Annotated in this window: 19 protein-coding genes and 1 pseudogene; 18 read left to right on the forward strand and 2 right to left on the reverse strand. The window is 71.2% G+C overall.

Translation table 11 applies throughout. The annotated features are described in order from the left end of the window. The first annotated feature begins 45 nt into the window (after window positions 1–45). From OHA19_RS25075 to OHA19_RS25100, 6 genes are all read left to right on the forward strand, one after another. Entirely contained in the window at window positions 46–657 is a 612-nt protein-coding gene (locus OHA19_RS25075) for a CGNR zinc finger domain-containing protein (protein ID WP_405721510.1), read from the forward strand. Between the two features lie 175 nt (window positions 658–832). Next, window positions 833–1,486: a sigma-70 family RNA polymerase sigma factor gene (locus tag OHA19_RS25080; RefSeq protein ID WP_405751685.1), complete on the forward strand. Its 654-nt coding sequence runs from the start codon at window positions 833–835 to the stop codon at window positions 1,484–1,486. Continuing rightward, on the forward strand, window positions 1,483–2,385 hold the full coding sequence (locus OHA19_RS25085; RefSeq protein ID WP_405751687.1) for an anti-sigma factor family protein: 903 nt from the start codon (window positions 1,483–1,485) through the stop codon (window positions 2,383–2,385). The genes OHA19_RS25080 and OHA19_RS25085 overlap by 4 nt, the downstream gene beginning before the upstream one ends. Window positions 2,386–2,489: 104 nt before the next feature. Next, complete coding sequence (locus OHA19_RS25090; RefSeq protein ID WP_405713163.1) at window positions 2,490–4,883, forward strand: HelD family protein; 2,394 nt, start codon at window positions 2,490–2,492, stop codon at window positions 4,881–4,883. Window positions 4,884–5,335: 452 nt separating this feature from the next. Then, window positions 5,336–6,772, forward strand: coding sequence for an NAD-dependent malic enzyme (locus OHA19_RS25095; protein ID WP_405713161.1), 1,437 nt, complete (start codon window positions 5,336–5,338; stop codon window positions 6,770–6,772). A gap of 402 nt (window positions 6,773–7,174) precedes the next feature. Further along, the gene (locus OHA19_RS25100) at window positions 7,175–7,456 is read left to right on the forward strand and encodes an HU family DNA-binding protein (RefSeq protein WP_037692421.1); all 282 of its coding nucleotides are present in this window, start codon (window positions 7,175–7,177) and stop codon (window positions 7,454–7,456) included. A 248-nt stretch (window positions 7,457–7,704) separates the two neighbouring features. Here the strand turns inward: OHA19_RS25100 and murA are convergent, their stop codons facing one another. After that, complete coding sequence (gene murA / locus OHA19_RS25105; protein WP_124723249.1) at window positions 7,705–9,045, reverse strand: UDP-N-acetylglucosamine 1-carboxyvinyltransferase; 1,341 nt, start codon at window positions 9,043–9,045, stop codon at window positions 7,705–7,707. A 276-nt stretch (window positions 9,046–9,321) separates the two neighbouring features. Here murA and OHA19_RS25110 point away from each other — a divergent pair, with 276 nt between their 5' ends. From OHA19_RS25110 to OHA19_RS25150, 9 genes are all read left to right on the forward strand, one after another. Further along, window positions 9,322–9,882: a YqgE/AlgH family protein gene (locus OHA19_RS25110; RefSeq protein ID WP_326765863.1), complete on the forward strand. Its 561-nt coding sequence runs from the start codon at window positions 9,322–9,324 to the stop codon at window positions 9,880–9,882. Between the two features lie 30 nt (window positions 9,883–9,912). Continuing rightward, window positions 9,913–10,206, forward strand: a complete 294-nt coding sequence (locus tag OHA19_RS25115) for a DUF3039 domain-containing protein (RefSeq protein ID WP_072484142.1) — start codon at window positions 9,913–9,915, stop codon at window positions 10,204–10,206. Between the two features lie 224 nt (window positions 10,207–10,430). Beyond that, window positions 10,431–11,735, forward strand: coding sequence for an extracellular solute-binding protein (locus OHA19_RS25120; protein WP_405713158.1), 1,305 nt, complete (start codon window positions 10,431–10,433; stop codon window positions 11,733–11,735). Between the two features lie 2 nt (window positions 11,736–11,737). Continuing rightward, complete coding sequence (locus OHA19_RS25125) at window positions 11,738–12,712, forward strand: carbohydrate ABC transporter permease (RefSeq protein WP_405713156.1); 975 nt, start codon at window positions 11,738–11,740, stop codon at window positions 12,710–12,712. After that, entirely contained in the window at window positions 12,709–13,557 is an 849-nt protein-coding gene (locus tag OHA19_RS25130; RefSeq protein ID WP_405751690.1) for a carbohydrate ABC transporter permease, read from the forward strand. The genes OHA19_RS25125 and OHA19_RS25130 overlap by 4 nt, the downstream gene beginning before the upstream one ends. A 4-nt stretch (window positions 13,558–13,561) precedes the next feature. Then, complete coding sequence (locus OHA19_RS25135) at window positions 13,562–15,241, forward strand: beta-N-acetylhexosaminidase (RefSeq protein WP_405751692.1); 1,680 nt, start codon at window positions 13,562–13,564, stop codon at window positions 15,239–15,241. Between the two features lie 334 nt (window positions 15,242–15,575). Beyond that, window positions 15,576–16,472 carry an FAD binding domain-containing protein gene (locus OHA19_RS25140; RefSeq protein ID WP_405713150.1) on the forward strand — a complete coding sequence of 299 codons (897 nt, stop codon included), beginning with the start codon at window positions 15,576–15,578 and terminating at the stop codon, window positions 16,470–16,472. Then, window positions 16,469–18,367, forward strand: coding sequence for a 2Fe-2S iron-sulfur cluster-binding protein (locus OHA19_RS25145; RefSeq protein ID WP_405751695.1), 1,899 nt, complete (start codon window positions 16,469–16,471; stop codon window positions 18,365–18,367). Before OHA19_RS25140 ends, OHA19_RS25145 begins: the two co-directional genes overlap by 4 nt. Beyond that, a complete protein-coding gene (locus OHA19_RS25150) occupies window positions 18,364–20,715 on the forward strand; it encodes a xanthine dehydrogenase family protein molybdopterin-binding subunit (protein WP_405713146.1) in 2,352 nt (783 codons plus the stop codon). The genes OHA19_RS25145 and OHA19_RS25150 overlap by 4 nt, the downstream gene beginning before the upstream one ends. A gap of 215 nt (window positions 20,716–20,930) precedes the next feature. Here the strand turns inward: OHA19_RS25150 and OHA19_RS25155 are convergent. After that, window positions 20,931–21,086, reverse strand: a pseudogene (locus OHA19_RS25155) (DUF6112 family protein); the annotation flags it as partial. A gap of 199 nt (window positions 21,087–21,285) precedes the next feature. On the opposite strand from OHA19_RS25155, the gene OHA19_RS25160 reads away from it, so the two are divergent. From OHA19_RS25160 to OHA19_RS25170, 3 genes are all read left to right on the forward strand, one after another. Further along, window positions 21,286–21,729: a hypothetical protein gene (locus tag OHA19_RS25160; RefSeq protein WP_405751697.1), complete on the forward strand. Its 444-nt coding sequence runs from the start codon at window positions 21,286–21,288 to the stop codon at window positions 21,727–21,729. Window positions 21,730–21,895: 166 nt separating this feature from the next. Further along, on the forward strand, window positions 21,896–23,353 hold the full coding sequence (locus OHA19_RS25165; protein ID WP_331754634.1) for an NF041680 family putative transposase: 1,458 nt from the start codon (window positions 21,896–21,898) through the stop codon (window positions 23,351–23,353). 90 nt (window positions 23,354–23,443) lie between these two features. Continuing rightward, complete coding sequence (locus OHA19_RS25170) at window positions 23,444–23,806, forward strand: transposase (protein WP_405713143.1); 363 nt, start codon at window positions 23,444–23,446, stop codon at window positions 23,804–23,806. The last annotated feature ends 4 nt before the right edge of the window (window positions 23,807–23,810 follow it).

The raw sequence follows: 23,810 nt of genomic DNA on the forward strand, positions 1-23,810 counted from the left end.
CTCTGGGGGAGACCCCACCGGTGACCCCGAGGCGGTGACATGCGCATGGCGGCCGGTAAGAGCTCGTGCGACTGGCGGTTCGACTCCGGCCGGCCCTGCCTCGATCTGGTGGCGACCGGGTTCGGAACCACCGGCGCGTGTGAACTGCTCGACTGCGCCGAGCGGCTGGCCGACTGGCTGCTCGCCGCCGGACTCGTACCGGACGGCACCCACCTCGACGCCGTGGACGAGAGCTGGGTGGAGCGTTTCCGGCAGCTGCGGACCGGCGTCGAACGGCTGCTGACGGCCGAGCTCGGCGGCCGTGGCGCCGGGAGCGCACTGGAACGGGTCAACGCGCTCGCCGCCGAGGCGCCACCGGGGCTGCGGGCCGTGCGCGACAGGGGCGGCAAGCTGGTACGGACGCTGAGTGCCGATCCCGAGTGCGGGGCACTGCTGGCCGCCGTCGCCCGTGACGCCGTCGAACTCCTCACCGATCCCGTGGCCCGGGCCGGACTGCGCCGCTGCGAGGCCGGCAACTGCCGCCGCCTCTATCTGGACACCTCGCGCGGCCGTCGGCGGCGCTGGTGCTCCGGCGAGGTCTGCGGGAACCGCGAGCGGGTGGCCCGGCACCGGCGCCGGGCGGCCGCCGTGGCGGTGCCGGACGCGGCCGTCCCGTAAGGAAGTCTGAGAGGGAGCCCGAGAGGAAGTCCGAGAGGGAGCCCGACGCGGCCGTCCCGTGAGGAAGCCCGGGACGAAGCCCGCAAGGAAACCCGAGGGAGGTTTGAACGGATCGCGGCCCGCCTCCGTATTCGATGACCTAGGAGCTCCACAGGGTCTCGACCGGGAGGTTCGGGTGCGCAAGGATGCGGCCGTGGCCGATGATCGTCCGCACAGGGCTCGGCACCGCGGCGGGCAGACACAGCCACCGCCACCTCCCGAGCCCTCGCACTCGCACTCGCCCCTGTCCCCGTCCCCTCCCATGGCCTCGTCATCGCCCGCCGCCCCGGACGAGGAACTGATGCGGGCGCTCTACCGCGAGCATGCCGGGCCCCTGTTCGCGTACGTGCTCCGCCTGGTCGCCGGTGACCGGCAGCGAGCCGAGGACGTGGTGCAGGAGACGCTCATCCGCGCCTGGAAGAACGCCGGACGGCTGGGCAGCGCCACCGGATCGGTCCGGCCCTGGCTGGTGACGGTCGCCCGGCGCATCGTCATCGACGGCCACCGCAGCCGACGGGCCCGGCCGCCCGAGGCCGATCCGTCGCCGCTGGAGGCCGTTCCGGCGGAGGACGAGATGGAGAGGGCGCTGTGGCTGATGACGCTGTCCGAGGCGCTCGACGATCTGACCGCCGCGCACCGGGAAGCCCTGGTCGAGACCTACTTCAAGGGCCGCACGGTCAGCGAGGCGGCCGAGGTGCTGGGCGTGCCGAGCGGGACGGTACGGTCGCGGGTCTTCTACGCACTGCGCTCGATGAAGCTCGCGCTGGAGGAGAGGGGGATCACGGCATGAACGACGACCACGAGTGGGATCCCTTCGGACTCGGTCCGGCCGGCCCCGTCGACCCCGTCGCCCCCCGCGGTCCTGGTGGTCACGCGGCCGAAGGGGCCGGGCACGACGCCGCCGGCGCGTACCTTCTCGGGGTCCTCGACGATGCCGAGGCGTCCGCCTTCGAGGCGCACCTCGCCGACTGCGAGCTGTGCGCCGCCCGGCTCGACGAGCTCGTCGGCCTGGGACCCGTGCTCGCGAAGGTCTCCGTGTCGCCGGGCGCCCCCGCCGACCGGTACGTACCGGGGCAGCCCGGACCCCGCGTGCTGGAGCGGCTGCTCGACGAGGTGACGGCCGGGCGGGCCCGGCGCAGGCGCCGCTCCCTGTGTCTGGTGGCGGCGGCGGTGGCGCTGATCATCGGCGGCCCGGTGGTCGCGGTCCTGACGAGCGGCGACGGCGGCCCGACGACGCGGGCCGCCGGACCGTACCCCACCGGCTCTACCAACCCCACCAACCCCACCAACCCCGCCAGCCCCACCAGCCCCACTCGCTCCACCGGCCCCGCCGGGGATGCCTCCGTCGACCGCATGCCGGAGAAGGTGCGGGCCACCGACCCCGTCACCCGCGTCGACGCCACGATCGGCATGGCGAGGAAGCCCTGGGGCACGAGCACCGTGCTGGAGCTCAGGAACGTCACGGGTCCGCAGAAATGCCGGCTGATCGCGGTGTCGAGGACCGGCGAGGAGGAGGTCGTCACCTCCTGGTCCGTACCGGAGTGGGGATACGGCATCGAGGACTCCCCGTACCCGGGAGCGGAACAGCCGCTCCTTGTCTCCGGCGGCGCCGCCATGGACCGGGGCGAGATCGACCGTTTCGAGGTGCGTACGTTCGACGACAGGCGGCTGGTCGAGGTCGATGCCTGACCGAGATCCACGGCAGACCATTTCGAGACGCGCGGCAGGTGCGCGGCGGGTCCCCCTTCGCATAGGGTTGACGGCTGCCCAATGCACGTCAGAAAGGGGCCTCGGTGGCCGCGCAGGATGCCGCTGTCGATTCGTTGCGGGACCGGGAAATCGGTGTCGAGCAGGAACATCTCGACCGTGTGTACCACCGTCTCGAGGAGAAGATCCACGAGGCGGAATTTCTCATGAATGACGCCGTCAAGCGCGGCCAGGTCGGTACTCCGGGGGCGCTCGCCGAGCGCGACGCCCAGGTGTTCCGGGCCGGAATCCACCTGAACCGGCTGAACAGCGAGTTCGAGGACTTCCTCTTCGGGAGGATCGACCTGCTGCTCGGCCAGGACGGCGTACGAGGTCCGGACGGCGCGTACACCTCCGTCGAGCCGGCCGAGGACGCGGTACGGGACGACCGGTCGGCCGATATCGCGGAGACGCTGCACATCGGCCGGATCGGGGTCCTCGACTCCGACTACGCGCCTCTGGTCATCGACTGGCGCGCGCCCGCCGCCGCACCGTTCTACCGCTCGACGCCGAAGGAGCCCGGCAGGGTCGTGCGCCGCCGGGTCATCCGCTCCAAGGGCCGCAAGGTCCTCGGGGTCGAGGACGACCTGATGCGCCCCGAGCTGACCGCGTACCTGGCCGGCGCCAAGCTGCCCGTCATCGGTGACGGCGCCCTGATGGCGGCGCTCGGCCAGGCCCGCAGCCACACCATGCGGGACATCGTCTCCTCCATCCAGGCCGAGCAGGACCTGGTGATCCGGGCCCCCGCCGCCTCGGTCACCGAGGTCTCCGGCGGCCCCGGCACCGGCAAGACGGCCGTCGCCCTGCACCGCGCCGCGTACCTCCTCTACCAGGACCGGCGGCGTTACGCGGGCGGCATCCTCGTCGTGTCACCGACCCCGCTCCTGGTCGCGTACACCGAGGGCGTGCTGCCCTCGCTGGGCGAGGAGGGGCAGGTCGCGATCCGGGCCGTCGGCTCGCTCTCCGACGAGGCGGCCGGTGTCGAGGGCGCCACCACTTACGACGAACCCGCCGTCGCCCGGATCAAGGGCTCCTCGCGGATGCTCCAGGTGCTGCGCAAGGCTTCCCGGGGCGCGCTGGAACAGCCCGGCACCTCCCGCAGGGCGGCGGCGGACCGGGACGGCCAGCTGTCCTTCGGCGACGAAGGCACGGAAGGCGCCGACGCGGCCCCGGGCAACCCCACCCGGCTGCGGGTCGTCGCGTTCGGCGCCCGCGTCGAGCTGAATGCCGACGAGCTCCACCGCATCCGGCAGTCCGTCCTCGGCGGCACCGCACCGGTCAACCTGCTGCGCCCGCGCGCCCGCAGGCTGCTGCTGGACGCCCTGTGGAACAAGTCCTCGGGCCGGGGTCGCTACACCGACCCCGAACTCGCCGCCGAACTGCGCTCCTCCTTCGACGAGGACGTCTCCACCGAGACGGACTTCCTCGACTTCCTGAACGCCTGGTGGCCCGAGCTCACCCCGCGCGGGGTGCTCGCCGCGATGGCCGACGAGAAGCGGCTCGGCCGCTGGGCCCGCCGGGTCCTCAACCAGGGCGAGGTGCGCCGTTTCGCCCGCTCCCTGAAGCGGCTCGACAGCGAGGGGAACGGGCCGCTGTCGGTGCACGACGTGGCCATCCTCGACGAGCTCCACATGCTGCTGGGCACACCGCACCGGCCGAAGAAGAAGCGCGAGCTCGACCCGCTGGACCAGCTCTCCGGTCTGGAGGAGCTGATGCCGCAGCGCGAGGAGACCCAGCGCGAGCGTGCCGAGCGGCTGGCGGCGGAGCGTACGGAGTACGCGCACGTCATCGTCGACGAGGCGCAGGACCTGACGCCCATGCAGTGGCGGATGGTCGGCCGCCGCGGCAGGCACGCCACCTGGACGATCGTCGGGGATCCGGCGCAGTCCTCCTGGTCCGACCCGGACGAGGCCTCCCACGCGCGCGACGAGGCGCTCGGCTCCCGGCCGCGACGCCGCTTCACCCTCACGGTCAACTACCGGAACCCGGCGGAGATCGCGGAGCTGGCCTCGAAGGTCCTGGCGCTCGCGATGCCCGGGATGGAGTCCCCGTCCGCGGTCCGCTCCACCGGGGTGAAGCCGCGCTTCGAGACGGTACGGGACGGCGATCTGGCCGCCTCGGTGCGCGAGGAGGCGCGGCGGCTGCTCGGCGAGGTCGACGGCACGGTGGGCGTGGTCGTCGCGATGAACCGCCGGGCACAGGCCCGCGCCTGGCTGGCCGAGCTCGGCGAGCGGGTGGTGGCGCTGGGCAGCCTGGAGGCGAAGGGCCTGGAGTACGACGCCACGGTGGTCGTCTCGCCCGCGGAGATCGCGGACGAGTCCCCGGCGGGCCTGCGGGTGCTGTACGTGGCGTTGACGCGTGCGACGCAGCAGCTCACGGTGGTCTCGGGGGAGCGGGACCTGCCAGACGAGGACGGCGTACCGGACCTGCTGAGGGACTGACGCCTGTTTTCCGGGTCAACCTCTGCTTCGGGGAATCACTTCTTCGGGGTCTTTGTTAGCCTGGTGTCGGCACCGGCTCGATCCAAGCCCCCGGGCCCAACCTTCGTCGCTACGAGCGACCACTTGCCGCGAGGCGAGCATGGCGGGTCGGTGCCGTCAGACCCAGAAGACAGACCCGCGTCACCTCCCGGTGGCGCGGGTCTGTTCTTGTTTACGGAGCCGGATTCCCGCCCACGGAGCCGGTCCCCGCGTGGATGGCCGATACCGAATGAGGCCGGGACCGGCTGAGGGCTTCCGCTGGAGCCCTCGTATCTCGTATGGTGGAAACCGCTTTCCGAAGAGTGGCAGTCATTACCGGCTACCGGCTAGTAGGTGCGACGATCGGGAAGCGTGTCCGAGGCGAGCGCCCCGGTCGCGCGGCAAAGAAGCTAAGGAAAGCGAAGGACTCGGCCATGGCAACGGCGCCCAGCGTCTCGTACTCGATGACGGTCAGGCTGGAGGTGCCCGCGAGCGGCACAGCGGTCTCCCAGCTCACCACGGCCGTGGAGTCCTCCGGCGGTTCGGTCACCGGCCTCGACGTGACCGCCTCCGGTCACGAGAAGCTCCGGATCGACGTCACCATCGCGGCCACCTCCACCTCGCACGCCGACGAGATCGTCGAGGGGCTGCGCGGCATCGAGGGCGTCGTCCTCGGCAAGGTCTCCGACCGTACGTTCCTGATGCACCTCGGCGGCAAGATCGAGATGGCGTCCAAGCACCCCATCCGCAACCGTGACGACCTCTCGATGATCTACACCCCGGGTGTGGCCCGGGTCTGCATGGCGATCGCCGAGAACCCCGAGGACGCCCGCCGCCTCACCATCAAGCGCAACACCGTCGCAGTCGTGACGGACGGCTCCGCCGTGCTCGGCCTCGGCAACATCGGCCCGATGGCCGCCATGCCGGTCATGGAGGGCAAGGCGGCCCTCTTCAAGCGGTTCGCCGACATCGATGCCTGGCCGATCTGCCTGGACACCCAGGACACCGACGCCATCGTCGAGATCGTCAAGGCGATCGCCCCCGGCTTCGCGGGCATCAACCTGGAGGACATCTCCGCACCCCGCTGCTTCGAGATCGAGGCGCGGCTGCGCGAGGCCCTGGACATCCCGGTCTTCCACGACGACCAGCACGGCACCGCGATCGTCGTGCTGGCCGCGCTGACCAACGCACTTCGCGTGGTGGGCAAGGGAATCGGGGATGTACGGGTCGTCATGTCGGGCGCCGGAGCGGCCGGTACGGCCATCCTGAAGCTCCTCATCGCCGCGGGCGTCAAGCACGCCGTCGTCGCCGACATCCACGGCGTGGTGCACGCCGGCCGCGAGGACCTCGTCTCCGCCGACGCCGACTCGCCGCTGCGCTGGATCGCCGACAACACCAACCCGGAGTCCGTCACCGGCACCCTCAAGCAGGCTGTCGTGGGCGCCGACGTCTTCATCGGGGTCTCCGCCCCGAACGTGCTGGACGGCGCCGACGTCGCGGCCATGGCCGAGGGCGCGATCGTGTTCGCGCTCGCGAACCCCGACCCCGAGGTGGACCCGGCAATCGCTCGCCAGACGGCGGCAGTTGTCGCCACCGGGCGCTCCGACTTCCCGAACCAGATCAACAACGTGCTGGTCTTCCCGGGTGTCTTCCGCGGTCTGCTGGACGCCCAGTCCCGCACCGTCAACACGGAGATGATGCTCGCCGCGGCGGGCGCGCTCGCCGACGTGGTCGCCGAGGACGAGCTGAACGCGAACTACATCATCCCGTCGGTCTTCAACGACCGGGTCGCGGGTGCGGTCGCCGGTGCCGTCCGGGAAGCCGCGAAGGCGGCCGCCGGTACCGGGCCGGCCCTGGGCAACCTCGGCTGACCCGGATCCGCCCGCGGGCCCGGCGCCGTCCCCGCCGGGGCCGTGCGTTCCCGCGGCGCCCCGGGCCGGTCCGGCCCACGTCGGCCCGGCCTACGGCGCGTCGCGGTTCGCGACGCCCCAAACGCCCCTTTAGGGTGGGCGGGCGGCGCGTCCCGCCGAGCCCCGCATCCACTGCGGAACGCTTTCGGGGAGTCGACGGAACGTCACCACGAGGAGGCGGTGGCGCTTTTCGTGTGACTCCGGAGGGTGCCGGATTGGCGTTACCGCCGCAGGTGGGGGCAGGATGCGTAATCGGGCGCGAGGGTCTGACGACAGACCCGGGTCCGGGGACTGTCCGAGGGCCCTGGCAGCATCGGCTTCGATCTCACGCCTCACAGGCAAGAAGAACACGGGAGTAACAACATGAACCGCAGTGAGCTGGTGGCCGCCCTGGCCGACCGCGCCGAGGTGACTCGCAAGGACGCCGACGCCGTTCTGGCCGCCCTCGCCGAGACCGTCGGTGAGATCGTCGCCAAGGGCGACGAGAAGGTCACCATCCCCGGCTTCCTGACCTTCGAGCGCACCCACCGTGCCGCTCGCACCGCTCGTAACCCGCAGACCGGCGACCCGATCGACATCCCGGCCGGCTACAGCGTGAAGGTCTCCGCGGGCTCCAAGCTCAAGGAAGCCGCCAAGGGCAAGTAAGCCCCACAGGCGCGACGAAGGGCGGTCACCCCACCAGGGTGACCGCCCTTCGGTGTACCGGCCCGAGAGGCCCCGTTCTGTGCCTCTGCGGCCCGCTTCGGGCCCGGCCGGACCGGTACGAGCCCCGCAGAACGCTTCGGAACGCCCCGGAACGTCCTGCAGAACGCCCCGGAAACGCCCCGGAAACGAGGAACGGGGGCCCGGGGCAGTGCCCCGAACCCCCGTCAGCAGCCGTCCGGCGCCCGGTCTCAGACCAGCGCCCCGCCCGGCAGCTCGACCTTCGCGCCCAGCTTCTCCAGCTTGTCCATGAAGTTCTCGTAGCCGCGGTTGATCAGGTCGATGCCGTGCACCCGCGACGTGCCCTGCGCCGCCAGCGCGGCGATCAGGTACGAGAAACCGCCGCGCAGGTCCGGGATGACCAGGTCCGCGCCCTGCAGCCGGGTCGGCCCGGACACGACCGCCGAGTGCAGGAAGTTGCGCTGGCCGAAGCGGCAGTCGGAGCCGCCCAGGCACTCGCGGTAGAGCTGGATGTGCGCGCCCATCTGGTTGAGCGCGGAGGTGAAGCCGAGCCGCGACTCGTACACCGTCTCGTGGACGATGGACAGGCCCGTGGCCTGCGTCAGCGCCACCACCAGCGGCTGCTGCCAGTCGGTCTGGAAGCCGGGGTGCACGTCCGTCTCCAGGGCGATGGCGTTCAGCGCGCCGCCCGGGTGCCAGAAGCGGATGCCCTCGTCGTCGATCTCGAAGGCGCCGCCGACCCGGCGGAAGGTGTTGAGGAACGTCATCATCGAGCGCTGCTGTGCGCCCCGTACGTAGATGTTGCCCTCGGTGGCCAGCGCCGCGGACGCCCAGGAGGCCGCCTCCAGGCGGTCCGGGATCGCCCGGTGGGTGTAACCGTCCAGCCGGTCGACGCCGGTGATCCGGATCGTCCGGTCGGTGTCCATCGAGATGATCGCGCCCATCTTCTGCAGTACGCAGATGAGGTCCTCGATCTCAGGCTCCACGGCCGCGTTGGACAGCTCGGTGACGCCCTCGGCGAGCACGGCCGTCAGCAGCACCTGCTCGGTGGAGCCCACCGACGGGTACGGCAGCCGGATCTTCGTGCCGCGCAGCCGCTGCGGGGCCTCCAGGTACTGCCCGTCCGCCCGCTTCTCGATGGTCGCGCCGAACTGCCGCAGCACGTCGAAGTGGAAGTCGATCGGCCGGCCGCCGATGTCGCAGCCGCCGAGCCCCGGGATGAACGCGTGGCCGAGCCGGTGCAGCAGCGGGCCGCAGAACAGGATCGGGATGCGCGAGGAGCCCGCGTGGGCGTCGATGTCGGCGACGTTGGCGCTCTCCACATGGGTCGGGTCCAGGATCAGCTCACCCGGTTCGTCACCGGGCCGGACCGTCACGCCGTGGAGCTGGAGCAGCCCACGGACCACCCGCACGTCGCGGATGTCGGGCACGTTGCGCAGCCGGCTGGGCCCGCTGCCGAGCAGCGCGGCGACCATCGCCTTCGGCACCAGGTTCTTGGCGCCTCTGACGCGGATCTCGCCCTCCAGCGGGGTTCCGCCGTGGACAAGCAGGACATCGTCTGTGCCGGTCATGAATCTCGCGTTCCGGAGTGGTCGGGCAGGGGGCCAAACGAAAGAGTAATGGCCGACTACCCCCATTCCGTAAGAGAACCGGGGGTGTACGAACGTCATGAATCCGCCACAACACGCTCTGCTCCCCGGGTCTTGCGGAGGGTTACCGTCCGCAAGGCCCTCCGGATCGCGCGCTCCCCGTGCATCCGTGCGCCCTGAGCTGCGCTCCGGCCCGGCCGGTGACCGGGCGGCCCACTTGGTCCCCGCGGCGGGTGAAGATGCGGGATCATTTCTGCCATGACCGAGGTGTCCTCGCTCACAGGGCGACTGCTCGTGGCCACACCCGCGCTCGCGGACCCGAATTTCGACCGCGCGGTGGTGCTCCTCCTCGACCACGACGAGGAGGGCTCACTCGGCGTGGTCCTGAACCGCCCGACCCCGGTCGGCGTCGGTGACATCCTCACGCCCTGGGCCGGTCTGACCGGTGAGCCGGACGTCGTCTTCCAGGGCGGCCCGGTCTCGCTCGACTCGGCGCTCGGTGTGGCCGTGATCCCCGGCGACGAGGGTCCGCTCGGCTGGCGCAGGGTGTACGGGGCGATCGGCCTGGTGGACCTGGAGGCGCCCCCCGAGCTGCTGGCCGCGGCGCTCGGCTCGCTGCGGATCTTCGCCGGGTACGCGGGCTGGGGCCCCGGACAGCTGGAGACCGAACTGACCGAGGGCGCCTGGTACGTGGTCGAGTCCGAACCCGGGGACGTCTCCTCCCCGCGCCCGGAACACCTCTGGCGCGCGGTCCTGCGCCGTCAGCGCAGTGAACTGGCGATGATCGCCACGTATCCGGACGACCCTTCGCTGAACTGAAGCTCCGGGCGGTCGGTACCCTTGGCGGTTATGAGCACTCTTGAGCCCGAGCGCGGGGCAGGTACCGGAACCCTCGTGGAGCCGACGCCGCAGGTGTCGAACGGCGACGGCGACCACGAGCGCTACGCCCATTACGTCCAGAAGGACAAGATCATGGCGAGTGCCCTCGAGGGCACCCCCGTGGTCGCACTGTGCGGGAAGGTCTGGGTGCCGGGGCGCGACCCCAAGAAGTACCCGGTCTGTCCCATGTGCAAGGAGATCTACGAGTCCATGGGCGCCGGTGGCGACAAGGACAAGGGCAAGGGCGGCAAGGACAAGAAGTAGCGGGAAGCGGGCCGGAGCCGTCCGGCGACCATCGCTTCGGGCCCCCGGGGTGCGCGTTCGACACGCGCCCCGGGGGCCCTTCGCGTTGCACGGACTGCTTCGCCGGGTCACAGAGTGGTAGAGACCACTTGTCGGCATCTGCGTGCGCACCTACTCTCCTGCCAGTTGTGCAGAACGAAACGTGCGTTGCGTATGTTGCAACGACTACCGGTAGGGGATCCCGGATGAAACTTTCTGCCCGAATTGCCGCCCCGGCCGCGGCGCTTGTGCTGGCGGGTCTCACCGCCACCGCCTGTGCGCCGCAGACCTCCGACACCGGAGCCAAGGGGGACGAGAAGACCGGCACGCTGCGTGTCTGGCTGTTCCAGGAGGTCGGCAACAAGCCCAAGGAACAGGTCGTCGACGCGGCGGTCGCCGACTTCGAGAAGGCTCACAAGGACGCGAAGGTCGAGATCGAGTACATACCGGTCGATACCCGGGCGCAGCGCATCAAGGCCGCGTTCAACGACCCCAAGAGCGCCCCGGACCTCATCGAGTACGGCAACACCGACACCGCCGGATACGTCAAGGACGGCGGACTCGCCGATGTGAGCGCCGAGTTCGCCGCCTGGGACGAGGCCAAGGACACCGACCCGACCGCCAGGCAGTCCGTGACGGTCGGCGGCAAGGTCTACGGAGCCCCGCTCTTCGTCGGCGTGCGGGCGCTGTACTACCGGACCGACGTCTTCGAGGACCTGGGGATCGACGCCCCCAAGACCCAGGCCGAGCTGGTCTCCACCGCGAAGAAGATCCACAAGAAGAAGCCGGACCTGTACGGGCTCGCGGTCGGCGGCGCGTACACCTACGGCGCGATGCCGTTCATCTGGGCGGCCGGCGGCGAACTCGCCGACGAGAGCGGCGGAAAGTACCGGGCGGCCATCAACAGCGACAAGGCCCGCAAGGGCATCGAGGCCTACACCTCGCTCTTCGGGGACGACAACTGTCCGGCCGCCAAGTGCGCGGCCATGGGCGGCAACGCGACCGTCACCGCCTTCGCCTCCGGCAAGGCCGCCATGGCGATCGGCGGCGACTTCAGCCACGCGGCCGTCGAGGCGGGCTCGGTGAAGGGCAAGTACGCGGTGGTGCCGCTGCCCGGCGTCGCCGAGGGCTCCGTCGCCCCCGCGTTCGCGGGCGGGAACAACATCGGCGTACTGAAGAGCAGCCCGCACCGCACCCTCGCCGTGGACCTGATGAAGGCCCTGACCGGTAAGCGGACCCAGACCAAGATGTTCGACGCGATGGGCTTCCTGCCGACCTACACCGACGTACGGGACGCGGCCGCGAAGAAGGAGCCGTTCGTCGAGCCGTTCGTCAAGACGCTGGGCGCGGGCGCCAAGTTCGTCCCGGCCTCGCCGGGCTGGGGCCAGATCGACTCCTCGCTGGTCCTGCCGACGATGTTCCAGGAGATCGTCAGCGGCCGCAAGGACGTGGCGAAGGCCGCGGACGACGCGGCGAAGAAGATGGACGCGGCGTTCGCCGACGCGGGCTGACGATGACCGCGAACAGTACGGCGTACAAAGCGCCCGGCACGTCAGGAGCGGACGGCGCCGCCCCGCGCCCGCTCCGGCGGCGCCGCCCGGCCCCGTCCGCGCGCCGCACCGGCTGGACCCCCTGGCTCTACCTCCTGCCCGCACTCGTCCTGCTCGGCGGGCTGCTCGTCTACCCGATCTACCAGCTCGGCCTGATCTCCTTCCTGGAGTACACCCAGGCCCAGGTCAGCGGCGGTGAACCGACCACCTTCCAGGGCTTCGGGAACTACGCGGCGCTCTTCGGCGACGGTCAGTTCTGGCAGGTGCTCCTGGCGACCGTGGTCTTCGCGGCCACCTGCGTACTGGCCACCCTGCTCGTCGGCTGCGCGCTCGCCGTCCTGCTGACCCGCGTCCGGGCCCTGCCGCGGCTCGTCCTGATGATGGCCGCGCTCGGTGCCTGGGCGACCCCGGCGATCACCGGGTCCACGGTCTGGATGTTCCTCTTCGACCCCGACTTCGGACCGGTCAACAAGGTGCTGGGGCTCGGCGACTTCTCCTGGACGTACGGGCGCTACAGCGCCTTCGCGCTGGTGCTGCTGGAAGTCCTGTGGTGCTCGTTCCCGTTCGTCATGGTGACCGTGTACGCGGGCATCCGGGCGATTCCCGCCGAGGTGCTGGAGGCGGCCGCGCTGGACGGTGCCTCGCAGTGGCGGATCTGGCGGTCGGTCATGGCCCCGATGCTGCGGCCGATCCTCGTCGTCGTCACCATCCAGTCGATCATCTGGGACTTCAAGGTCTTCACCCAGATCTACGTCATGACGGGCGGCGGCGGCATCGCCGGCCAGAACCTGGTGCTCAACGTGTACGCGTACCAGAAGGCGTTCGCGTCCTCGCAGTACAGCCTCGGCTCGGCGATCGGCGTCGTGATGCTGGTGATCCTGCTGGCCGTCACGCTCGTCTATCTGCGCCTGGTGCGGCGCCAGGGGGAGGAACTGTGAGCGCACGGACCATGCTGCGCGTCCGCCGGCCCGGCCGGCTGGCCGCCGAGGCCGCGACTCTGCTGATAGCCGCCGCGGTCGCCTTCCCGCTCTACTGGATGGTGCTTTCCGCGCTCAAACCGGCAGGCGAGATCCAGTCCACCGACCCCCGCCCGTGGACGCTGTCACCGTCCCTGGACTCGTTCCGCCGGGTCTTCGAACAGAACGACTTCGGGCGGTACTTCCTCAACAGTCTGCTCGTCGCCGGCACGGTCGTCATCGCCTCCGCGCTGATCGCCTTCCTGGCGGCGACGGCCGTGACCCGGTTCAGGTTCCGCTTCCGGACCACGCTGCTGATCATGTTCCTGGTCGCGCAGATGGTGCCGGTCGAGGCGCTGACCATTCCGCTGTTCTTCCTGATGCGCGACTTCGGCCAGCTGAACACACTCGGCTCGCTGATCCTGCCGCACCTCGCCTTCTCGCTGCCGTTCGCGATCTGGATGCTGCGCGGCTTCGTCAAGGCGGTCCCGGAGGCACTGGAGGAGGCCGCTTACATCGACGGCGCGAGCCGCACCCGCTTCCTGTGGCAGATCCTCTTCCCGCTGGTCTTCCCCGGCCTGGTGGCGACCAGCGTCTTCTCGTTCATCTCCACCTGGAACGACTTCCTGTTCGCGAAGTCGTTCATCATCAGCGACACCTCCCAGTCGACGCTCCCCATGGCGCTGCTGGTCTTCTTCAAACCCGATGAGAACGACTGGGGAGGGATCATGGCAGCCTCGACGGTGATGACCATTCCCGTACTGGTCTTCTTCGTACTCGTACAGCGCCGCCTGGTCTCGGGACTCGGCGGAGCGGTAAAGGACTGACGCCATGTACGTCGACACGGCCAAGGACATGGACCCGACCCCGACCCCGGCCCCCGCGCACATCGTCCCGGCACCCGTGCGCGCCGGTGGTGAAGGGCGCTGCGGCTTCCTGTTCGACCCGTCCACCACCATCACGGCGGCCCCCGGCACGGAGAGCACCGAACGCTGGCTGCGCACCACGCTCGGCGCCGCCTTCGGCCTGCCGCTCGCGCCGGGCGGCGAACACGCCACGAACACCGTCCGGCTGGGCATCGACCCGGCACTGGAGCCGGAGGGCTACCGGCTGAGCACCGGGACCGGCCGGAGCGTCGAGATCACCGGCGGCGGCCCCGCCGGGGTCTTCTGGGGTGCGCAGACCCTCCGTCAGCTCCTGGGCCCCGAGGCCTTCCGCCGCGCACCCGTCGGCCCCGGCACACGGCGCGCGATCCCCTTCACGGACATCGAGGACAGCCCCCGCTTCCCCTGGCGCGGCATGATGCTCGACGTGGCACGGCACTTCCTGCCCAAGGACGACGTGCTGCGCTACCTCGACCTCCTCGCCGCGCACAAGCTGAACGTCTTCCACTTCCACCTCACCGACGACCAGGGCTGGCGCATCGAGATCAAGCGCTACCCCCGGCTCACCGAGGTCGGCTCCTGGCGCTCCCGCACGAAGCACGGCCACCGGGCTTCCGAGCTGTGGGACGAGACCCCGCACGGCGGTCACTACACGCAGGACGACATCCGCGAGATCGTCGCGTACGCCGCCGAGCGGCACATCCGGGTCGTCCCCGAGATCGACATCCCCGGCCACTCGCAGGCCGCCATCGCCGCGTACCCCGAACTGGGCAACACCGACGTCGTCGACACCACCGCCCTCTCCGTCTGGGACACCTGGGGCATCAACGCGAACGTACTCGCCCCCACCGACAGCACCCTGCGCTTCTTCGAAGGCGTCCTCGAGGAGGTCCTCGGCCTCTTCCCCACGGCCACCTCGCCGTTCATCCACATCGGCGGCGACGAATGCCGCAAGGAGCAGTGGAAGGAGTCGCCGGTCGCCCAGGCCCGGATCGAGGAATTCGGCCTGGCCAACGAGGACGAGCTGCAGTCCTGGATCATCCGGCACTTCGACACCTGGCTCACCGCGCGCGGACGCAGGCTGATCGGCTGGGACGAGATCCTGGAGGGCGGCCTCCCGGCGGGCGCCGCGGTGTCGTCCTGGCGGGGTTACGGCGGAGGCATCGCCGCCGCCGAGGCCGGCCACGACGTCGTCATGTGCCCGGAGCAGCACGTGTACCTGGACCACCGTCAGGACGGCGGCCCCGACGAGCCGATGCCCATCGGCTTCGTCCGCACCCTGGAGGACGTCTACCGCTTCGAGCCCGTACCGGCGGGCCTCTCCGAGGAGGCGGCCCGTCACATCCTGGGCACCCAGGCCAATGTCTGGACCGAGGTGATGCAGAACCGGGCCCGCGTCGACTACCAGGTCTTCCCGCGCCTCGCCGCGTTCGCGGAGGTCGCCTGGTCGCCGCTGCCCGCCCCGGCCGAGCGGGACTTCGCCGACTTCGAGCGCCGGATGACCACGCACTACGCCCGGCTCGACGCCCTCGGCGTCGACTACCGGCCGCCGGGCGGCCCGTTGCCCCGGCAGCAGCGCCCCGGCGTGCTGGGACGACCCATCGACGGGGTGCCCCCGAACGTGTGATCCCGGCCGCACCCGGTTCCCGGCCGCCCGCTCCGAGAGGGCGGGCCGGCCGGCGTTTTTTTGTCCGGAACTCGCCCTGCCGGAGCGGGACGCGGCAATGAAGCGCCAGAACGGAACAATCAGCAACGAGCCATGCCGAAGAGCTGCAATTCACACTCTGCACCGAAGCAGGGTGAAACGGGAACATTCCCCTGATCAGGGATGGATACGCCCTTCGCGGACCCTCGCGTCGGTCCGATCCGAAGATGTGCCAGAGTTGCCACGTCCAGGCTTCGAGCACGTACCGTACGGCGAAACAGCCGGACAGCCGGGACACCGGGAAGGGGCAGCTGGGTTGACCACGCACGCACCGCAGGCGACGCAGTCCGTGACGCTGCCGGCCTCGCTCGACGAGGCCGTGGCGGCGCTCGGAGCCATGCCTGCCGCCGTTCCCGTGGCGGGCGGTACAGACCTGATGTCGGCCGTCAACAAGGGGCTGCTGCGCCCCTCGGGCCTGGTCGGCCTAGGCCGGATCAGCGAGCTGCGCGGCTGGCACTACCAGGACGGCCACGCCCTGCTCGGCGCCGGCCTCACCCACGCACGCATGGGACGGCCCGACTTCGCGGCCCTGATCCCCGCACTGGCCGCGTCGGCGCGCGCCGCCGGCCCGCCCCAGATCCGTAACGCCGGAACGCTCGGCGGCAACATCGCCACCGCGGCCGCGACCGGCGACACCCTGCCGGTGCTCGCCGCGCTGGAGGCCGAGCTGGTCATCGCGGGTCCGGGCGGCGCCCGGCGCGAGATCCCGGTCTCGCACCTGCTGGCCGGCCGCGACATGCTGGAACCCGCCGAACTCATCGGCTTCGTCCGGGTGCCGCTGCTGCACGCCCCCCAGGTCTTCCTGAAGGCCACCGGCCGTACCGGCCCCGGCCGCGCCACCGCGTCCGTCGCGATCGTCCTCGACCCGGCCCGGCGCGGCGTGCGCTGCGCGGTCGGCGCCATCGCGCCGATGCCGCTGCGGCCGCTGGAGGCCGAACGCTGGATCGCCTCGCTGATCGACTGGGACGGCGAACGGGGCCTGGCCCCCGATGCGCTGGCCGCCTTCGGCGAGTACGTCGCCGCGGCCTGCATCCCGGACCAGGCACCACCCGCGGACGGGGGAGAGGCGCAACCGCTGCCCCCCGCCGTACTGCACCTGCGGCGGACCGTCGCCGCGCTGGCCCGACGCGCGCTGGGGAGGGCACTGTCGTGAGCAACGAGGACCGCAACGATCAGCACGGGCAGCAGGAGCACCTGCAGCACGGGGGCTGGCAGCCGACGCCGCAGGGCGGCGAGTACGACGCGGAGGCGACCGCCTTCGTCCACCTGCCGCCGGAGGACCTGGCGAACATCCCGCTGGCCGCACCCGGCCACGGCTACGTACCGCCCATGATCGTGCCGCTGACCCCCGCGGCCGGGCTCGACCCGTCGGCCACGGGCAGTTGGGTCGTGCAGACGCAGAGCCAGCAGGAGCGCGGTACGGGGGCGGAGCAGCCGGCCCCCGAGACGGTGCACTGGCCGGACCCGAACCAGCAGCAGGGCCCGTACGACTACGCGTACCCGCAGCAGGCCCCCCAGGCCCCCCAGGCCCCGCAGGTTCCTCACGATCCGTACGCGCAGGAGCAGTACCGGGAGAGCCCGGCGGCCACGGGCCAATGGAATTTCATCGAGTCCGCGGAGTTCGGCGCCCACACGGCCCAGGCCGGCCGGGCGGGGCTCGCCGATCCCGTCGACCACACCGGGCAGCACGGTGACCACACCGGGCAGCACGGTGACCACACCGGCCACGCGGGCCACACCGGTCAGTGGACGATTCCGGTCGCCGACGGTGATCTCCCGGAGGAATCCGGCGAGTTCGCGGCCTCGGCCCTGGCCGCCCAGTGGTACGGGGACCGGACCCCGCCGGCCACGCTGCCGGGCGGGGCGCCCGCGCCGTGGGCGACGCAGGAGCCGGCCCCGGAACCCGTCCACGAGGAGCCCGAGGCCGAGTTCGCGGCGGAGCCCGCACTTCTGGAGGACATAGAGCCGGAGCACGCGCCGGAAGCCGGGTTCGAGCAGCAGCAGCCGTCGGCCGAGGCGTCGTCCGTGGCGAACGAGGACGTCCTGCGCGCCCCCGAGGCCGCTGCCCCCGTGGAGACGGAGGCCGCCCCCGTACCCGACGGAGGCGCCCCGCACCCCATCGACGCGGACCCCGAGCCGGCAAGGCCCCTGGACACCCCCCTCGAAACCGCTGCAGAAACCACTCCGGAAACCGCTCCGGAAACCACCCCTGACGCCGTCCCCGACGCAGTCCCCGGCACCGCTCCCGAGCCCGACACGGGCGACGTCGCCTCCGAGCAGCCGGCGGAGGCCGCGCCCGAGGACCCGGAGCAGGCAGCGGCTCTGGAGGCCGCACAGGCCGGGGCGGCCGATCCCGAATCACCCCCCGAGGAATCCCGGCCCCTCGATCCCCAGCCGGTTGACTCCCAGCCGGTCGACCCCGCCCCGCTCGCCGTTCCCGACGACCGCCCGGCCGCCTCCTACGTCCTGCACGTGAACGGCGCCGACCGCCCCGTCACCGACGCCTGGATCGGCGAGTCCCTCCTCTACGTGCTGCGCGAGCGCCTCGGCCTCGCCGGTGCCAAGGACGGCTGCTCGCAGGGCGAGTGCGGCGCGTGCAACGTCCAGGTGGACGGCAGACTGGTCGCCTCCTGCCTGGTCCCCGCGGCCACCGCGGCCGGCAGCGAGGTCCGTACGGTCGAGGGCCTCGCCGTGGACGGCGAGCCGTCCGACGTCCAGCGCGCCCTCGCCAAGTGCGGTGCCGTCCAGTGCGGCTTCTGCATCCCCGGCATGGCCATGACCGTCCACGACCTGCTGGAGGGCAACCACGCCCCCAGCGAGCTGGAGACGCGCCAGGCGCTCTGCGGAAACCTCTGCCGCTGTTCCGGCTACCGCGGTGTCCTCGACGCCGTCAACGAGGTCATCGCGGGCCGCGAGGCCGACACCGGCACCGACCCCGCCTCGTCGGACTCCACGTCCCCGGAGCCCGACGAGGCCCGAATCCCGCACCAGGCGAACCCCGGCGCCGGTAGCGTCCAGTCGCACCCGCAGGACGGAGGCATGGCGTGAGCAACGACGCAGCCACCGCTGCCAGCGCGACCAGCACACGGATCACCACCCCGACGGGCACCACCCCGACGGCCGACGGCCCCGACACCGAGCCGCCCGTACTCGGCCTCGGCGTCTCGCTGCCGCCCGCCGACGCGCGCGCCAAGACCGAGGGCACCTTCCCGTACGCCGCCGACCTCTGGGCCGAGGGCCTGCTCTGGGCGGCCGTCCTCCGCTCCCCGCACCCGCACGCCCGCATCCTGTCCATCGACACCTCGGCCGCCGTCGAGATGGCGGGGGTACAGGCCGTCATCACGCACGAGGACATTCCGGGGGAGACCGCGTACGGACGCCGGGTCGTCGACCGCCCGGTCTTCGCGTCCGAACTGGTCCGCCACCACGGCGAGCCGATCGCCGCGGTCGCCGCCGACCACCCCGACACGGCCAGGCTCGCCGCCGCGGCCATCGCCGTCGAGTACGAGGTCCTCGACCCGGTCACCGACCCGGAGCAGGCCTTCGCCGCCGAACCGCTGCACCCCGACGGCAACCTGATCCGCCATATCCCGCTGCGTTACGGGGACCCCGACGCCACCGGCGAGGCCGTCGTCGAGGGCCTGTACCGCATCGGTCGCCAGGACCCGGCCCCCATCGGCGCCGAGGCCGGGCTCGCCGTCCCCCGCCCCGACGGCGGGGTGGAGATCTACACCGCCTCCACCGACCCGCACACCGACCGCGATCTGGCCGCCGCCTGCTTCGGCCTCGAACCGGACCGGGTGAAGATCGTCGTCACGGGTGTCCCCGGCGCGACCGGCGACCGCGAGGAACCCGGCTTCCAGCTCCCGATCGGCCTGCTCGCACTGCGCACCGGCTGCCCGGTCAAGCTGGCGGCCACCCGCGAGGAGTCCTTCCTCGGCCACTCCCACCGGCACCCTACGCTGCTGCGCTACCGCCACCACGCGGACGCCGAAGGGCGGCTGGTGAAGGTCGAGGCGCAGATCCTGCTCGACGCGGGTGCCTATGCCGACTCCTCGTCCGAGTCGCTGGCCGCCGCGGTCGCGTTCGCCTGCGGCCCGTACGTCGTCCCGCACGCCTTCATCGAGGGCTGGGCCGTCCGTACCAACAACCCTCCGTCCGGACACGTCCGGGGCGAGGGCGCGATGCAGGTCTGCGCGGCGTACGAGGGCCAGATGGACAAGCTGGCCGCCAAGCTCGGCATCGACCCGGTCGAACTGCGCCTGCGCAACACGCTGTCCACCGGCGACATCCTGCCCACCGGCCAGACGGTGACCTGCCCCGCACCCGTCGCCGAACTCCTCACCTCCGTACGGGACTTCCCCCTCCCCGCCCTTCCCAAGGACGCCCCGGAGGACGACTGGCTGCTCCCCGGCGGCCCAGAGGGCGCGGGCGAACCCGGTGCGGTGCGCCGGGGGGTCGGCTACGCGCTCGGCATGGTCCACATGCTCGGCGCGGAGGGCGCCGACGAGGTCTCCACGGCCACGGTCAGGGTCCACGACGGCATCGCCACGGTCATCTGCGCGGCGGTCGAGACGGGCCAGGGGTTCTCGACCCTCGCCCGCCAGGTCGTCCAGGAGACCCTGGGCATCGAAGAGGTCCACGTGGCCTCCGTCGACACCGACCAGCCCCCGGCCGGCCCGGCGACGCACGGCCGCCACACCTGGGTCTCGGCCGGGGCGGTGGAACGCGCCGCGAAGATGGTCCGCACCCAGCTCCTCCAGCCCCTGGCCCACAAGTTCGGCATGTCCACGGAGCTGCTGCAGATCGCCGACGGCAAGATCACCTCGTACGACGGTGTGCTGTCCACGACGGTCACCGAGGCCATGGACGGCAAGGAACTCTGGGCCACCGCCCAGTGCCGCCCCCACCCGACCGAACCCCTCGACGAATCCGGCCAGGGCGACGCCTTCGTCGGCCTCGCCTTCTGCGCGATCCGTGCGGTGGTGGACGTCGACATCGAACTCGGCTCCGTCCGGGTCGTGGAGATGGCGGTCGCCCAGGACGTCGGCCGCGTCCTCAACCCGTCCCAACTGGCGACCCGCATCGAGGCCGGCGTCACCCAGGGCATCGGCGCCGCCCTCACCGAGAACCTCCGCAGCGCCCGCGGCCTGATCCGCCACCCCGACCTCACCGGCTACGCCCTCCCGACCGCCCTGGACGCCCCCGAGATCCGCATCGTCAAACTCATCGAGGAACGAGACGTGGTGGCCCCCTTCGGCGCCAAGCCCGCGTCGGCGGTCCCCGTGGTGACGTCCCCGGCAGCAGTGGCCGCCGCCGTACGAGCAGCCACCGGCCGCCCGATAAACCGCCTCCCCATTAGGCCCCAGGCAGCGGTGGCGGCGTCCAACTCCTGAGCCCCGCGCGGATGACGCACTCCGGGTTGCGGGCGCAACCCGGAGGTGCGCGGTGTCACCAGGCGCCGGCTGCCTTCAGGAGTCGTCGAGCTTCAGGGTCTCGTCCGCTTCCGCTTCGGTGGGTCAGGCCGAACGCCTCCTCCGGCCAAGCCACGTATGCCTTGTGCCCGGAGGAGGCTCCTCTTCCCGCCCCTCAAGGCACAGCCACTCCACTATGGGTTGCTGCTGTTGGCTCCGAAACCCCAGACGATCGCCGAGATGATGAGCGCGAGCACGCTCGGGAACAGGCCGACGGTCATCACCGCGCCCACGATGTCGCGCAACTGCGCGATCCCCGGAAGCCCGCTACTGTTGGGGTCAATATCGATCACGGCTTGGTCCTCCTGTCGGCGTGCGGACGTGGCTCGTCCGACAGACAGGTGCACCGACCGAGCCCGTCCGCGACCGCAGACGGCGACCCCATCGGGACGGGGCGATGCGACGGAGGTCGGGAATGGCCGCGACGTACGATCGCAGTGAAGGCGAAGCGCCAGGCCGAGATTCCGGCACCGGTGTGAGGGAGGGGCCAGGATGTTCGGTTCGAAGAAGAAGCTCAACGATCTGATGGCGCAGCTCAGGCCCGACCTGAGTCGGGAATCGCTCGGCGTCGGGCCCGACTTCCCGGGCGTCGCCCCGAACCCGCTCCTGAGCAGTGATGCACGGAAGCGCAATGCGGAACTGCGTATGGGGGCGCTTGCGCTCGGCGTTCTCGTCGACTGGCGGGAGGTCAGCAGCGACGGCAGTCCACGCGTGGTCCTGATGTTCGACGTGGAGACCGCCGACGGCATCTCGTTCCGCGGTATCGCAGACGAAGACCTCACGATCACCGAGCTCACCCGACTCGCCCCAGGACAGACGTTGCCCGTGCGCTACCGGCCGGCCGTCATGGACCACTACGTCGCCCTTGCCCGGGACGCGGACCCCGCCCACGTGCAGCAGCTCTCTGGCGAGATCGCGAGCCGCAAGCGGACCTGACCCGAAGCCATTGGCCGGATCCCTAGCTTGATCTTTAACCTCGGGGCCCGAACGAGTCCTCGTACTTGATCACTCGGACCGGTAACTGCCGTACGTGCAGGCGGCCTTCGTCTGAGCATGTGATCCGACCAAGGAACACACAACACTCAGCACGAAGGCCGTGGGAATGAGTCTGTCGCATCGCGTCGTACGGCAGGATCCGTTTGCGGAACTGTCACGCTTCCGGGGTGAGTTCTATTCCTGTCTGACCAGGCGGGCGGATGCGTTGTTCGAGCTCGCGGACGCCGTGTTGTGCGCCGATGGTCCGGTTCGGTCGCTGGTGGAGCTGTCGCTGGTGGGCGAGCATCGTCGCGGGCATGGTGGGCTCTACGACGCTCTGGCCGCGGGCGAGGTCGATGTGGCCCGGCTTCGGCGGGCCCTGACCGCGGTGCCTCTGCCGCGATCGGCGGACGGCCGGCTGGTCCTGGCCGCCGATATCACCTGCTGGCTGCGGCCCAGCGCGCACACCTCACCGCAGCGGATCCTGTGTCACACCTACGGGCGGGGCAAGGACCAGCACATTCCCGTGCCCGGCTGGCCGTACTCGGTGATCTGCGCACTGGAGACGGGCCGCAGTTCGTGGACGGCGCCGCTGGACGCGCTGCGTCTGGCCCCGGGGGATGATGCTGCCACGGTCACGGCCGGGCAGATGCGTGAGCTCGTCGAGCGGCTGATGGCGGCCGGGCAGTGGAAGGACGGCGATCCGGACGTTCTGATCGTGGTGGACGCCGGATACGACGTGCCACGGCTGGCCTTCCTGCTGAAGGATCTGCCGGTGCAGGTGCTGGGCCGGATGCGTTCGGACCGCGTCCTGCGCCGTGCAGTCCCGCCCCGCGAGCCCGGCGCCCGGGGCCGCCCGCCCCGCCACGGCGGCGAGTTCGTCTTCGGCGACCCGACCACCTGGAACACACCCGACGCGCAGACGGTGACCGCAACCCGTCTCTACGGCACCGCCACCGCACGGGCCTGGGACCGGCTCCACCCGAGACTGACCCACCGCTCGGCCTGGACCGCCCAGCTGGGCTCCCTGCCGGTCATCGAGGGGACCGTGATCCGCCTGCAGGTTGAGCACCTGCCCAGCGGCGCGACACCGAAGCCGGTGTGGCTGTGGTGGTCGGGCACCGACGCCACCGCCACCCAGGTCGACCTGCTCTGGCAGGCATTCCTGCGGCGCTTCGACATCGAGCACACCTTCCGCCTCTTCAAGCAGACCCTGGGCTGGACCTGCCCCAAGATCCGCACCCCCGAAGCAGCCGACCGCTGGACCTGGCTGATCCTCGCCGTCTTCACCCAGCTACGTCTGGCCCGCCCGCTGGCAGCCGACCTCCGGCGGCCGTGGGAGAAACCGAGCCCGCCCGACAGACTCACCCCCGCACGAGTCCGCCGCGATTTCCGGCACCTCCGCCCCAAGGCAGCCTGTCCCGCCGGAGCACCGAAATCCTCCCACCCCGGCCCAGGCCGGCCACCCGGCCGCAAGAACACCCGGCCAACCCCACGCCACGACGTGCACACGGTCGGCAAAACGGCCCCCGCAAAGCGACGAACGAAGAAGCCAACGACCCCACGTCCACGCCGCACAGGTTAAAGATCAAGCTAGGGCGTGTCTGGCAAAGGTTGAGCGTTCTGGCTGGAACGCTGGTCCCGTGTCGCGTTTTCAGTTGCTCTCGGATGCCCAGTGGTCGTTGATCGAGGGGATGCTCCCGAAACCGACGGGACGCCCGGGCCGGAAGTTTTCGGATGCGCGGTCGATGGTCGAGGGATCATCTACCGGTATCGGTGCGGGATCGCGTGGCGTGATCTTCCTGAGGTGTTCGGACCGTGGCAGACGGTGTGGACGTGGCATCACCGGATGGCTGTCGAGGGGACCTGGGACAAGGTGCTGGCGACGCTCACCGCGCAGGCGGACGCGGAGGGGCTGATCGATTGGTCGCTGTCGGTGGACTCGACGATCGCTCGCGCGCATCAGCATGCGACGAACACGATCCGCCCCACAGGGGGATGGGCCGAACTACACGAATCCAGCGGTCGAGCCGCCTGATCAC

It is taken from the genome of Streptomyces sp. NBC_00012 (assembly GCF_045040875.1).
Lineage (GTDB): Bacteria > Actinomycetota > Actinomycetes > Streptomycetales > Streptomycetaceae > Streptomyces.